The 12710-nt window shown below is 61.5% G+C and carries 13 protein-coding genes; 3 read left to right on the top strand and 10 right to left on the bottom strand.

Annotated elements, in window-relative coordinates:
* The first annotated feature begins 100 nt into the window (after positions 1–100).
* Entirely contained in the window at positions 101–514 is a 414-nt protein-coding gene (locus ABIB78_RS19100; protein ID WP_429027304.1) for a hypothetical protein, read from the top strand.
* 317 nt (positions 515–831) lie between these two features.
* Positions 832–1086, top strand: a complete 255-nt coding sequence (locus ABIB78_RS19105; RefSeq protein ID WP_429027307.1) for a hypothetical protein — start codon at positions 832–834, stop codon at positions 1084–1086.
* 368 nt (positions 1087–1454) lie between these two features.
* On the opposite strand, the gene ABIB78_RS19110 is transcribed toward ABIB78_RS19105, so the two are convergent.
* A complete protein-coding gene (locus ABIB78_RS19110) occupies positions 1455–1712 on the bottom strand; it encodes a hypothetical protein (RefSeq protein ID WP_429027309.1) in 258 nt (85 codons plus the stop codon).
* Between the two features lie 869 nt (positions 1713–2581).
* On the opposite strand from ABIB78_RS19110, the gene ABIB78_RS19115 reads away from it, so the two are divergent.
* Positions 2582–2935, top strand: coding sequence for a hypothetical protein (locus ABIB78_RS19115; RefSeq protein ID WP_429027311.1), 354 nt, complete (start codon positions 2582–2584; stop codon positions 2933–2935).
* Between the two features lie 272 nt (positions 2936–3207).
* Here the strand turns inward: ABIB78_RS19115 and ABIB78_RS19120 are convergent, their stop codons facing one another.
* From ABIB78_RS19120 to ABIB78_RS19160, 9 genes are all read right to left on the bottom strand, one after another.
* Positions 3208–4761 carry a hypothetical protein gene (locus ABIB78_RS19120; protein ID WP_429027313.1) on the bottom strand — a complete coding sequence of 518 codons (1554 nt, stop codon included), beginning with the start codon at positions 4759–4761 and terminating at the stop codon, positions 3208–3210.
* Positions 4742–5143 carry a hypothetical protein gene (locus ABIB78_RS19125; RefSeq protein WP_429027316.1) on the bottom strand — a complete coding sequence of 134 codons (402 nt, stop codon included), beginning with the start codon at positions 5141–5143 and terminating at the stop codon, positions 4742–4744. The genes ABIB78_RS19120 and ABIB78_RS19125 overlap by 20 nt, the downstream gene beginning before the upstream one ends.
* Positions 5143–7701, bottom strand: coding sequence for a hypothetical protein (locus ABIB78_RS19130; RefSeq protein WP_429027319.1), 2559 nt, complete (start codon positions 7699–7701; stop codon positions 5143–5145). Before ABIB78_RS19130 ends, ABIB78_RS19125 begins: the two co-directional genes overlap by 1 nt.
* The gene (locus tag ABIB78_RS19135; protein WP_429027321.1) at positions 7694–8437 is read right to left on the bottom strand and encodes a hypothetical protein; all 744 of its coding nucleotides are present in this window, start codon (positions 8435–8437) and stop codon (positions 7694–7696) included. Before ABIB78_RS19135 ends, ABIB78_RS19130 begins: the two co-directional genes overlap by 8 nt.
* Positions 8438–8561: 124 nt before the next feature.
* Positions 8562–9080 carry a hypothetical protein gene (locus ABIB78_RS19140; RefSeq protein WP_429027323.1) on the bottom strand — a complete coding sequence of 173 codons (519 nt, stop codon included), beginning with the start codon at positions 9078–9080 and terminating at the stop codon, positions 8562–8564.
* A 265-nt stretch (positions 9081–9345) separates the two neighbouring features.
* Complete coding sequence (locus ABIB78_RS19145) at positions 9346–10305, bottom strand: hypothetical protein (protein WP_429027325.1); 960 nt, start codon at positions 10303–10305, stop codon at positions 9346–9348.
* Between the two features lie 311 nt (positions 10306–10616).
* The gene (locus ABIB78_RS19150) at positions 10617–10958 is read right to left on the bottom strand and encodes a hypothetical protein (protein ID WP_429027327.1); all 342 of its coding nucleotides are present in this window, start codon (positions 10956–10958) and stop codon (positions 10617–10619) included.
* Positions 10955–11149, bottom strand: coding sequence for a hypothetical protein (locus ABIB78_RS19155; protein ID WP_429027328.1), 195 nt, complete (start codon positions 11147–11149; stop codon positions 10955–10957). Before ABIB78_RS19155 ends, ABIB78_RS19150 begins: the two co-directional genes overlap by 4 nt.
* A gap of 326 nt (positions 11150–11475) precedes the next feature.
* Positions 11476–12699, bottom strand: coding sequence for an IS701 family transposase (locus ABIB78_RS19160; protein ID WP_429027422.1), 1224 nt, complete (start codon positions 12697–12699; stop codon positions 11476–11478).
* Positions 12700–12710 lie beyond the last annotated feature (11 nt).

Raw genomic sequence — 12710 nt, forward strand, 5'->3', positions numbered from 1 at the left:
GCCGGCCGCCCACCCATTGACCTAGTCCTTGTGAGCGGCCGCACGTTGCCCGATAGCCCTAGCGGCTTCTCCCTGGAGGGATTGGGCGCGATCATGGGGGATGGGATCCAAGTCACGCGAGTACATGTTCGGCGCCACCGTCCGGCATCTCGCCGAGCGGGCCAAGGAAGCGCGGCTGGAGGCCGACGCAGTGGCTTGCCAGGCATGGAACGCCCGCATGCTCGCCTTCCAGGGGCCGGCCCCTCCGTCACCCGCGCTCGGCGATGCGCTCAACGCCGGTTTCCGCTACCTCGAAGTGAAATGCCTCGGCTGCGAAACGCATCAGACGGTGGCGCTCGACATCGTCAGGCGGCCGAAGTGGACGCCTATCCACGAGCTCGAGCGGTACATGCGGTGCAAGGATTGCTCACGCCAGCAAGGTCACCCATTCAAGCGCAGCCATCTCGTTGCATTGCGGACGAACAAGATTTCCGCCATGCACCCTCCGTCGACGTGGTGGCCTGGGGAACGCTAGCTGCTCGCGGCGCTTGATCTGGAGGACGCCAAAAGCAAGTTGCGCGAGATCAGAGCAGCTTCCCGACGGCTCGATTCGAACAGACGACACTGAGGGTGCTTCCAAGAATAAGTTTCGGACCTAACAAAGGGAGATTGATATCAGGGTCTATTTTTTATGCCGCGGGTGCGGCACTCTTTATTCAGCGGTCCAGGAACGGGGCGGCGCTCCTGTGATCAGCTCAGGCCTTTTTAGCTGCCTACAATGCGGCAAGCCCGTCCATCATTGGTCGGGAATCTATAATTACACCGACTGGAAACGGGTGGGGCATGGTGGAGATGGAAAAGAGCACTTGGGCGGACCCTGAAAAAGCCGCCCGCAGGCTCCTGGAGCACGCCCGCGCCTTCGAGCCGATCCAGGATGGCCGGATCTACATCGAGAAGATCAACTATCCGATGATCTACCAGGACAAGGCGACGCCGGCAGAGTATTGGGCCGGCTTGGAGTACGCCAAGGATCAGGGCTGGCTCGAGTACCACGAGAGCGGGACGTTCGTGCGGATGACGCAGGCCGGCAAAGACCTGTTCGCGTAGAACGGCCCCAGCGCCCGGGGAGAACGCTGAGGCCGATAGGTTAGTCCCACTCCTCGTCGTACCGATCTCAACTGCGCTCACTGCAAGTTGTTCCCGAACGGAAACGGCCCCAGCGCTCGGGAGCACGCTGGGGCCATCGGCTTTCCACTCACACTGTCCGAATGCGGTTTGGTCGGGGGGGGGATGGTGAGAGCTGCATTCGGATGACAGACGAACAAAGCTCGGCCACGTTCGTTCCTAGCTGCCATAAAAAAGGCCCCAGCGACCGCGGAAGCTGGGGCCAAGCTACTAGCTGGGCGTTCTGAGTGCCGGTAGCGATGCGGCACCGAACAGGGAAGCCAATGCCAGTGCATCCACTTCGTTCCTAATCAAAAAGGCCCCAGCATCCGGATCATGCTGGGGCCGAGTTGGATCGCCGATCCGCTGTCCGCCAGGAAGCAGCGGTCGTCGTTGCGAGGGCTGAAAAAATACGAAATGAAAATTACCTGCCCTGTGGTGGGATCATGCCAAACGAGGTCCCGTTCCGGAATTAACTCGTGTGAATCTCGGCGGGACAAATTGCCGCTTTTTCCAGTCTTGACGGATTTTCCGAAGGGAGCTTGATTTACCTTCTCGGCTTTCTCCATGCCGAGAACCCTTACCGCGCAAGGCGCGAGGCTCCGTAGAAACCCCACGGCGGCCTCCGCTGCGGATTCGTAATCCGGCCCCGGATACCTATCTCCCGGGCATGCCGATCACTCACAAGCCGCTCGAAATCCCGCCGGAGGTCGCCCGGGCGTTTGCGGCCAACATGCGCCGCTTCCATGACGAGTATGATCCGCTCAAGCGGGACGAGATCGCCGCGGACACCAGGCACCTGCTCCTCGAGCACATGCCGAAGGGTACTAAGCTGCGGCTTGCCGATGTCCTCGAACTGTTCGAGCTGATGCCGATGACTGAGCCGGCATGCATCCTTTGCGATGACACGGGATGGGTCTGCGAAAACCATCCGGATCAACCTTGGACGGGCAATCACGCATGCAGATGCGGTGGTGCTGGCGCTCCCTGCCCGAAGTGCAACAGGCCGAAGCCGGACGATCCATTCCCGCGGTTGCCACGAGGGTTTCGAAGTATGTTCAGCAGGCGCGACCGCCGCTAACTCGGCTGAAAAAGTTACGCCGCCGGGCTCGAAATGAGCTGTCCCGACGGCGCCCTGTATACTGGGCCCCTGAAATCCCCCAGCGCGGTCCGCTTTACGAAGCAGTGTCCGGTAAGCTTCGAGCTGATCGTAGAACCGCTAAAGTGGCTTTGGGAAATCACTGACGCCTACGCCATCGACTTGAGAATGATCGCCCACGGCCGCACTGAACAAGAAGCAGTTAAAATTCTCAATTGGCTCGGACCCGCAGTCGCAAAAGCGCTTGCAGAATTGGAGCCTAAAGCGGCCCCGTAAAAACCCGCTTGCACTCCACCGACGGTTGCGAGACGCTATCCCTTTCAATTTAGGAATGGGCAGATGGAGATTTTCTTTTTCTGGTTTGCATTGTCGATCGTCGTCGGAGTTGCTGCCAACGCTCGCGGCCGCGACGGCTTCGGGTGGTTTGTGTTGGCGATCGTCCTCACGCCGGTGATTGCGCTCCTGTTGGTGTTGGTGATGAAGCGCAAAGATTCTCAGCCTGCCAAAGGTGCCGCCTTCCAGGCTGACGGAGTGCTCGCCGGCATTCCCTATCGATCGCTGTCCGACGGATCGATCGAGGCCGTCATGCAAGGTGCGACAGTTCGCTTTGTGGACTACCCGCGATTTGCGGCGGCCGTCGGAGTGCCAGTTCAACCCGAGCAGCCCCTGCATAGATGGGCGAAAGAGAAGTGAGACCTGGGCTTTCTGGTTGAGAGAAAATACTCTTCCAGGAGCCCGGCATCACAATCGCATTCGATCCGGTAGCCCAGACCTTGGCACCATACTTCGCGGCGGCTCGACCTGACGGCAATACCAACCATGGCGTGGCGCTCATGCGAAAGCGGACATATCGAGTCTTTGAAACAAGGGCCATAGCCGATTCGCCGCCCTTGCCGCCCGAACAGCCGCTCCACAGTTGGCCGCGAAACTGATGATCGATGCTCTAGAGATCGAAGCCGGGGCAATCATCCTGATGGGTTGTCGCCGCCGATCAGCGGCGGTGGATCGGCAAACGGGATGCCCCTGAATTTTCCATCCCGCGCCACGCCATTCCCCGAGCCGATAATTTGATGCCAAGCCGGGTCCATGCGCGAGCCGGGAGGCGCGGGATTGCCGCCAGCAACAACAAGTGCAGCCGGATTGAGATCGCCACCGTAGGACTGTCCTGTGCCTTTGCGATCGAGCCTATACACGCGGATGACGTAGCCGGTGAATACGGAGGCCGGGTCGGTAAGATTGTTTATGTAGGGTGCGCTAAGCGGATAGCACTGAACCATGACGTTCGGCGGCTTTGTGGCTTGGCCCGCCCTGTGCTTTTGCCACTTGATTTTCCAGGTGATCGGCTTTCCGGGCGGCACTTTCGTTGCACTCACACTCCATAGCAATCCCGGCGGATCGACCTTTGACGCAAGCGCGTTCGATCCGTGAGCCTCGAGATAAGCAGCCGGCATTACCAATTTTGCGCCAGCTTTTGCTCGGGCCAAGCTATTGTCGATGTCTCCGTCCATGGCGAAAACCAACGCCAAGATGTCTTGTCCGATCTTCGCTGCAGGGCCCGTCAACGGAGCGCCAAAGCTGGTGATGAATTCGCCAGCGGCGGCGCTCACTTTGTACGCGAAACCCCGAGCGGCGCCGATGCTATTGTCCACGATGGGAATTTCAAATTGATCTAGAAATATCGCTTTGTCGTCGATGATCGAGCGCGTTGAATACTTGCTCGGCACTGTTTGGACCCAATCGATGAACACAACGATCACCGTCGGGGTGAGTTGGACGTTGACGATGTTCTGGTAAGGATCGAGCCGATACGGCGGATTGATGCCATTGGCCCCGACCACTTTCTGCGTCGCATCCTCACTCTCATCGATCATGTACTGATTGAGCAGTTTCGTTTGCCGGCCCAGGCCGCTTAGTTCGTCCACATTACCTTTGTGCTTCAAGTAGGTGATGATCTCGTGCTCGGCGTATTGGTCCGTGTCCTTGGTCGAGGTGTCCTTGTTGTAATCACTGCTCGGGATAACATACTCGCGAAGGCTCGGATCAGCATCGGCTGCGTCTTGAACAATGCTGTCCCAATTGGTGTCGCAGTGGACAATCCTGCGGACCTCCACAATGCGGGCAGTTTTGGCATCATCATCCTCGGCCGAGTTTAGAAATCTGTCCTGAAATCCCTGACCTATTCCATCGCCCCCGAGCGATCTCATTGATCGGATGACCTTGATCGGTATCCACTCGTCAGGATCGTTGACGTCGCCCGTCGGATCGCAGAGTTTCACCGTGTCGAACAGGCGAGACGGCGTGCCGTCAGGCGAGTAGTCATCTGCATTAGGGTCGTCGCTCCACTTCAATTTGCGCTGCGTGCCCTGCCACTGCTTGTCCGGAGCTTCCTGCGAGGCGCTTTTCACGACTTCCATGCGTTCGACATCAGCCCACATAGAATCAAGACGGTCGCCATTCTTGTTCGTCCCGAAGATGCGCGTGACGTGCGTCTTACGGGTTTCAGGCGCGTTGGTCGGCATCGAAGACCATCTCAAATTCCGCCTCGATGAGGGGCTTGCCTGATGACTGCGCCAAGGCCATCTCGACCACTTCGACATCAGGCGCCATGTTGTCGTCCGCTCGGCAAGCAACGCGGAGCACGAGAGCGGTCGCGAAGTCCTCGACATAGGCCGCATTGCCGCGAAACTCGCGGTCATCTTCGCGACCGCACCAGCGGATTACGAGCCTCCGCTCGGTCTCGCCTTCAGTCCAGAAGACGACGTAGGTATCGTGGCCCTCGATGAACTTCACAAGAGCGTCGTTGATGTCCGCAAGCGTCAAGGGCCGCGCTCGATTTGCGCTCGCCGACTGTCGCATCATTGCAACCATTTCGTTCAGGATAATCTCGTCGCGACGTTCCATCATCCTTTGCTCCCAAAGTACCAACCCGGTCGGGGACCAGTCTGCGCCAGCGACGCATCACCGGCCGCACGAGTCATCGCGCGCGCAACGTCTTCCGGTGCCATCATCTTGAAGTCGCCGTGATTGGTGCGGAGATCAACGTCGTAGTGACCGAGACTGCCGGAGGGAGCCGCAAGAGCGCCGCCATCGATAGTTGGAGCGGCCCCACTCACTCCACCGGCGCCGCCCCCGTCTGCGAGATGGAGCATCGGAGCGAGTGAAACCATTCCTCCATTCACAAAGTGTCGGGAAGCGAAGCTCCGCAGATTTCCGCCTGCCGAACGGCCGCTCCAGTCACCAATTGGGCCGCCACCTGCAACGTAAGTGTCAGCATCATCACTATGCCCGAAGCGACCGACGAACTGAGATTTGTATTTGCTCTTGGAGGGCTGCGCGTTCATACCGGCTCGAGATTGCGCCATCGCCGACTTAACCAGCGGATCGTCGAGCAATGGATCGCCTGGAGTGTGGAGGATGCCATCGATCCACGCACCACCGGTGCCGGGATCGAACGTAATCTGATGATCGCCCGGGCCCAGCGTCTTCGCATTAGCGAGCGTGCGACCGATAACACCAGTATCGCCATCATCCTCGGCATCACCACCATCAGCGAACCGTTTCGCCTTCTCCGCAACATCCCCGCCGTCAGCAAGTCCCGGAGCACCGGAGTTGAGCCAATCGAGCCCGCGGCGGCCGATCTTCCGGGCTGAACTCGCCCTGATGACGTATTCGCCGTCGGAAAGCATCGCCGGGATGCTGTCGGAGGTCGACGTGCCGGGTCCGCTGACGCCGCCTCCGACATCCAAGCGCCGCCGGATCAGGCCACCCCAAGCTGCCGCCTGCACCTGCACCGGCGCGCCACCCTGTGTGCTGTTCTTGATCTCAGCCGCCGCTTCAGCGATCGCAGACGACAGCATGGCGGCCACCTCCCGGAATTCGCCAATTCCTCCCTTTGCCGCGTCGCCGGCATCGCCGCGGATGCCGCCGCTGGTTGGTTCATCAACCTTCAGGTCAGGCTTATTCGCGTTGTTGGCCGCGGCCGAGATGGTTTCAAGGACGCGCATCAGCGCGCCGGACAGGTCCGCGGTCTGCTGCAGCGGCGTCGCCTCGCTGCGCGGACCGTGCGTAGCTGGCTGCTCCGGTGTTGGAGGCTGCACTACTGGCTGCTGCGGGACGGGCTGCTGCATCTGATCCCGGATCCGCTGCTGCTCAAGTTCACGTTCCTGAAGAGGTTTTAGAAATCCATACGGTGCATCGGGGGATACTTGCGGCTGCGTCCCAGGGCGGAGGCCAAGAGCATCCCCGATCTGGCCTCCGAGCACGCCATAACCCTTGGCTGCGTCGCGCAGGATGCCGAAGCCTAAGCCCTCCGTCGTGCCGAGCAACTCACCAGCACGCGCCGCGCCCGGGATGCGCGTGCGTTCACCGAGGTCGCGGCCGCTCTCACCAAATGCTTTCGCGGTAGGCGCGTTGGCATCGATCCGTTCCTGGATATGACGGAACCCTTCTGACACCGTATCGGTGAAGCCGGTCGCGGCCTTGCCACTGGGCGGCCCGAGGATGTCGGAAACGGAGTCCTGAATGCCGCTCAACCGTCCCCTCAGACGATCACTGGCGTCGCCGGGGGTTCTATGCTTCTCGGCCTCCGACAGCGCGGCCGGCTCGTCCCGCTGCAACGCATCGAACACAGCGCGGGTCGAGATGACCGGCGAGCGACCCTGCTTGTCCTTCTGCTCCAGGAAGAGCGACAACTCGTCGGCATTCCGGAAGGGGACGCCCACCTCTCCACCGACGGCGCGAGCGACCCGATTGGCCTGGCTCGGCGAAAGACCTGAAAGGCCGCCTGCCGCGAGGCCTTGGGCCGAGGTGCCGTCGCCGATGTCGTGGGGTTGATATAGCCGGCTGAGAAAGCCACCGGCCTTTGCTATGGCGTCCGAGGTCGGCACGTTGTCGACCTTGGCCCCCGCGACCAGCGCGCGCTGAGCGGCGAGAAATTGCTTTTCGCTCACGTCGGCGACGCCGAACGGTGACTGGATCTCCTGACGCCGCTTAAACGGGAGGAACTCCTCAAACCCGCCGGCCAAGTCCTTCGGCTCGGCGTCGATCGCCCGGGCGCTTTGGCGCAGTCTACCGGCCGCACCTTCGCTTGCACCGAGGGCCTTCAACCGCGTCTCGGTTTGCTGGGTCTCTTGGTTGATTTTTGCGAGATGCGCGCCGATCGCCGCCAGCGCCGCCGGCAAACCGCCGCCAGCGATCACGCCGCCGAAGCGGCTGAGCAGCCCCGTGACGCCTGAAAGCGTGCCCTGGATGCCGGATGTCTCCAAGATCGGTGCGAGCGCCTTCTGCAGCCCGCTGCCTTCCGGCACCTTACCCAAGGCGTTGCCGGCATTAGAGAAGCCTTTCTCGATGTCCTGAAGCGACTTCTTGCTGGCCTCACCGACGGCCTGCAGCTTGCTCTTGACGTCCTGGTCGCCTTCAATCGCGATCGAGAGCAGGATTTCGTTCTTCCCCTTAGCCATCAGTGGCCTCCTTCTTTACGAGGAACTTCTTGTCCCTCGGGCTCACAATCCCAAGGGCTCGCCGCCGGCGTTTCAGGTCTTCCTGGTAGAAGCTGATCGCCAAATGGATCATCCGGCCGGCGACCGCGATCGGGTCGTTGATGTCCAAGGGGACCGCGTCCTTATCGCCGGGAGTGTCCGGCGCCATCGCGCGGCCGAACCTGCGAACCAATCCAAAATTGAGCAATTGGGCGTTGAGGTCGTCGTAGATGTCTTTCGGGCCAATCGGATCAGCATCGCTCATCGTCGACAAACCGAGGTCAGGCGGATGGTCACCACCGCCCCGCCATCCAACCCGGTAGGCCTCACGCTCCAGCAGACCGCTTCCGTGGAAAGCGGTCGCGAGCCCGATCGTCTCGAGGTCCTGCCGGTACGCGTCGCCTATCGCCAGGAACACGGCCAGGGCGTCTGTCGTCTCTTCGTCAAATTCGGAAGCGTCCCAACCGTACCTGTACGCAGCGTCGGGAGGGATATCCGCCAGCACCTGCGCAGTCTGCTCAAGATGCGCAGCGTAGGCCTTGGCCTTTACGCGCCTTTTGCCATTGGTCGCAACCTGCCGAAACCAGTCGCCGCCAAGCTGAGAGGGATCAAGCGTTCCATCCGGCAACGCGACCAAACGCCCGCCCTTCAAGGCGTTTCGCACCGCGCCCTCGGTGTAACCCTCCCGCTTCGCGAACTCTCGCCGGCTCAGTCCCATCGTCTTTGTTGCCTTGGTTGTCTGCGCAATTGCGCGGGTGCGTAAAAAGTTTTGAGGTCTGGCGCTAGCGAGGTCGAGCGCACTTGTATCCCGTATGGTTTTTTGGGCCAGGGAGGACCCGCGATCATCTGGGTGACACCCCGAATTCAGCGTTGACCTTGGCGATGGCCCGGTCCCATCCGCCGCTGTCCTCGACCGGATGGGGGGTGGTGACCAACTCCACATTGGCTCTCGGTGGTGCTGATCGGGTCGGGGCTGCCGAGCGAGGCTTGACGGCGACGATCTGCTGAACCCGCTTGATGGCGTCGGCCAAGCTCACCCCATGCCGCTTGACCGACGAGTAGATCTCGCGGTCCTTGCCTGCCTTGATGAGACGCTCCGCCGTCTGTGACGAGATGGCCGCCTTGAGGCTTTGGCCTCGATGCCACCGCATCTGGGTCATGCTGCGCAGCCAGCCCCGGCTTACGTTCTGATCAATCTTGTGCATCACGTTTTCCCTCAATTGTTCCTCATGGCCGCCGAGCACCGGACCAACCACCAGCGCCCGGCGGCCCTGTCGATCGACGACGATGGACGTCGACCGGAATTCGCGCGGGGACCGACGGCACCACAACGCGCCGACCCCGCGCAGGTCGGAAGTCATCGGCGCGCCCGCACCATGACTCCCAACCCAAGCACTCATCGGACCTGACCGCGCTGAGCTTCCTGCCTTCGCCTGGCGTAGATCGACTGGTGGTCGAGACCGGTCCTGGACGGCGCCGGCGCCTGCTGGGCGCTGCCGAGCGCAACGTCGAGGCTGCTGCTGGTGGCTCGGGCTTCTCTGGCTGCTCGCCTCTGAGCGTAGATCTCACGCGCCGAAGGCATCTGCTGAATTGTCATCATCGTTCCCTTCATCATGGTGCTGGTGATCAGGCGGCTTCGTCGGCTTTGGGCTGGGCTGCCTGCTGGGCCTCCCATGCCTGCAGGTCCTCGACGGTGCTGAAGGCCGGGCTGATGGGCTCGAGCAGCTCCTTGACCTCAGGCTCTCGGTCCGCTGGCGCCTCGGCGCTCTCAAGCCGGTTAAGCTCCTGAAGAATGCTCTCGGGCGACGGCCGGGACATGGGCTCCCAGCCTGGGACGCCACCGCGAAAGCCCGGGAGAGCCAGAACCTCGGCCAACGAAGACGCGCCAGTGCCGTGCACCCAGTCCGAATAACGGACGCGGTCGAAATATTGACGCCTCGTGATGTTCACGGTGTGCGCCGAGCTATATTCCCCTCCTGCGCTGGACAGCGACGCCGTGCCATTGCCGTTGTCTCGGATCTTGCGGGCGAACTCTGGAGCATAGGGCCGGCCGCCGTGCGGGTTGATCCAATGTAATTCGCGAGTTCTGGAGATGTCCTGCCGGGGGATCGTGGGCGACATCAGCACGGCCGCTTCGAACGATGCGATGCGCTGGTCTTCGGGCAGCTTGCGGTTCAGTTCCTCGCGCGCAAGGTCGGCTTCCGCTACTGTGCGAAGCACCTTCCGGGCTTCCCGGTTCGAGGAAACGACAAACGCCTCCAGCACTTTGTGCGCATTGGCGCACAAGGCGTTGACCCGGGCCAACGCTTCTTTCAGTTCCTTTTCGGCCGCGGCCGCCCGTGCGTCATTCAGGGCCTGCTCGCTCTTGCGCACGCGATTGCGTCCCTGGTCGACGCGCGCCTTGGCCAAGTCCCGCTTAGAGATCATGGCCTTCAGGTCGTCGTCCGTCAGGTCGACGTCGGGAGTCTCGAGATCGGCCGACGCCATCACGAGCTCCTGTTCGAACGTCTCCAGTGCCTTGACGTCTGCTGCCAAGGTGGTTTCGCACTTCGCTACTTGTGATCCTCGTGCAAAAGGCAAGTTCATTGGGCGCGCTCCTATTTGACCCGTCGCTGGATGCGATCGAGCGTAAATGTGGAATTGGACAAAACGGGCAATCGAGGGCATGCGATGCCGGCATCGGCGGCGCGCTCTGCGACGGCCAGACGAACAAAGTCCGCGGTCGACAACCCCTGTTTGGCGGCTGCCTCGCGCACAGCACGACCGAAAGCCTGCGGTGCTGAGACCACGAGGCGATCAACGTATCGAGCGGGAAATGGCAGCGGTCGGTATGTCATGCTGCCTGTGTCGCGGGCGAAACCAATACCGGCAAACGCTCATATCCAACAAAACCCACATCACACAGGTTTCTTGGATCGACGCTGAAAGTCATGAAGCCGCCGGGTCGAGACTTCCCAACGCCCGGCCACCTTGACGCCGATTCCGTGCACCTCGCACCAGCGGCGGATGGTTTGCTGATCTCGATTTGCTCGCTCTGCAGCTTCCGCACTCGATATCAGATCGTCATCCCCGACAGTCGGGCCGTCTTCGATCGCTTCGTCGAGCAAACGGTCTATACGCTCAACCCGGGCCGTCAAAGTTACGATTTGAGCGATCGACTCCGCTCGCTCCCGCCTCAGCTCGTCACGGTTGGCCTCGAGCGCGGCCGCGATTGCTTCGATGTCCAGATGGCCGTTCAATTGAGCCTCTCCGGATCGAGCAGCGCCAAGCCGAGAATGTCTGCCCATTGTGCTGCTCGGCGTCGCGCAGCATCGGCGTCGCCGCTCCAGACCATCACGCGGTGGCCGCCGCAGGCACCGCACGGCGTAACCCAGATGATCGCCGCTTGATCAGCCAGGAGCTCTATTTCGAGGTGACCACGCTCGGTCATGCAGGCCTCCGCGAGACGGTGCAGGTCGGAAATGTTCTCGCGAGGCACATTTGGTTCGCCGACGGAACCATCAGCCATAGCGGACACAGCGCAAACAGCGGAGTTTCCTTGAGCGGGCGAGGAGAGCGCCAGCGGCCCTCAAGGCCGCGGCGGGCGCTTCGATCCGCCCTAGCATTACAGTTGCATTTTTTTCTTGAGATGGGCTTTGCGCGCAGTTGCCTGATGAGCCCTGCGCCAAAACGACCATGCGAGGACGCGGGCGTGCGGGATACGTCGCTGGTCTAGCTTCACGGCGAGGCGCCGGATTTCCTGGACCGACCAGCGGATCAAGAACGATGCTTCGGTCGGGGCCGCGGTCGCGTTTTTTTGAGCGATGGCCCGGTGTTGGCCCGGTGACGGATGGCAGCCATCATGGCGAAGGCAAGCATGACGAGTGAGACATGGCGATGCCAGCCATGCCAGGAGCGGGTTTCATTGTGATCAAGGCCGAACTCGTTCTTGGCGGTTTCGAAGCTGTCCTCGATAGCCCAGCGATGGCCTTCCACCGACGCCAGCTTCTGCATGGACGTGCCCTTGGGGCACCATGTGGAGAAGAAGGCCAAGCTGCCGTCGGCAATGTTGCGGCGGATCAGAAGACCCCGCGTCCATTCCCCGGCAAGCTCGTCGTTGTATTCACTGGCTTCAAGGTCGGCCAATTCGAGATAGGCCCAGTCGTGCCAGCGCGGTCCTTTGGTCCCTCCGCCGGACGACAGGCGGCGCCAGGCCTTTTTGGGAAGGCTCTGCGCGATCGCGGAGGCGGTGTCGGCGACAGGCTGCTGTTTGCCCCAGGAACGGAACACATGATTGGAAGCAACGCCCAGAACATAGCCTTTGCCCGCCTTGCGCAGTAGGGTTTCAGTCGCTCCCGTGCCATACACGCTGTCCGCCGCCACGAACGAGAACGGCACCTTTGCGGCGATTGCGCGAGCGATCATTTGATGCGCCATCTTGGGCTTCGTCGCAAAGCCCACATTGCTCGGCACATGCGCTGCCTTCAGGCGAGCGGGCTCGTCCGTCCATTCCTTTGGCAGGTAGAGCGCCCGGTCGATGAAGGCATGGCCATGCCGCGACACATAGGAGCCGAACACTCCGATCTGGCAATTGGTGATCTTGCCCGCCGAGCCAGTATACTGGCGTGCGACCCCGCACGAGGCCTTGCCCTGTTTCAAAAAGCCGGTCTCATCGATGACCAGGACCGCGTCCTCATCGCCAAGCGTCTCCAGTGCGTACTCACGCACAATGTCGCGCAGCGCGTCGGCATCCCAATGCCCTCGGCCCAGAATCGCCTGCTGGCGCCACGGGCCTGGATCGCCAGCCGCCTCCGCCCGCATCCAACCCGTCTTGCGCGGCTCGTTACCCAACAGTCCGTCGAGAAACTGCCACGCCGAGGCCGCGACCCGCTCCTGCGTAAACAGCGGACGGATGCGTTGCTTGGCATCTCGCAACGAGGAAGCCCACAGCGTCAGCGTATCTTCAACCGACGCACCACCAATCATCAGATCCCGAATCATGGTCACCCATG

This window comes from Bradyrhizobium sp. I1.14.4 (assembly GCF_050435825.1).
In the GTDB taxonomy this organism is placed as follows: domain Bacteria; phylum Pseudomonadota; class Alphaproteobacteria; order Rhizobiales; family Xanthobacteraceae; genus Bradyrhizobium.

Coding starts and splice junctions, on each gene's coding strand:
- ABIB78_RS19100 (WP_429027304.1), top strand. CDS start 101: ATGGGATCCAAGTCACGCGAGTACATGTTCGGCGCCACCGTCCGGCAT.
- ABIB78_RS19105 (WP_429027307.1), top strand. CDS start 832: ATGGAAAAGAGCACTTGGGCGGACCCTGAAAAAGCCGCCCGCAGGCTC.
- ABIB78_RS19110 (WP_429027309.1), bottom strand. CDS start 1,712: ATGGAGAAAGCCGAGAAGGTAAATCAAGCTCCCTTCGGAAAATCCGTC.
- ABIB78_RS19115 (WP_429027311.1), top strand. CDS start 2,582: ATGGAGATTTTCTTTTTCTGGTTTGCATTGTCGATCGTCGTCGGAGTT.
- ABIB78_RS19120 (WP_429027313.1), bottom strand. CDS start 4,761: ATGCCGACCAACGCGCCTGAAACCCGTAAGACGCACGTCACGCGCATC.
- ABIB78_RS19125 (WP_429027316.1), bottom strand. CDS start 5,143: ATGGAACGTCGCGACGAGATTATCCTGAACGAAATGGTTGCAATGATG.
- ABIB78_RS19130 (WP_429027319.1), bottom strand. CDS start 7,701: ATGGCTAAGGGGAAGAACGAAATCCTGCTCTCGATCGCGATTGAAGGC.
- ABIB78_RS19135 (WP_429027321.1), bottom strand. CDS start 8,437: ATGGGACTGAGCCGGCGAGAGTTCGCGAAGCGGGAGGGTTACACCGAG.
- ABIB78_RS19140 (WP_429027323.1), bottom strand. CDS start 9,080: ATGACTTCCGACCTGCGCGGGGTCGGCGCGTTGTGGTGCCGTCGGTCC.
- ABIB78_RS19145 (WP_429027325.1), bottom strand. CDS start 10,305: ATGAACTTGCCTTTTGCACGAGGATCACAAGTAGCGAAGTGCGAAACC.
- ABIB78_RS19155 (WP_429027328.1), bottom strand. CDS start 11,149: ATGACCGAGCGTGGTCACCTCGAAATAGAGCTCCTGGCTGATCAAGCG.
- ABIB78_RS19160 (WP_429027422.1), bottom strand. CDS start 12,699: ATGATTCGGGATCTGATGATTGGTGGTGCGTCGGTTGAAGATACGCTG.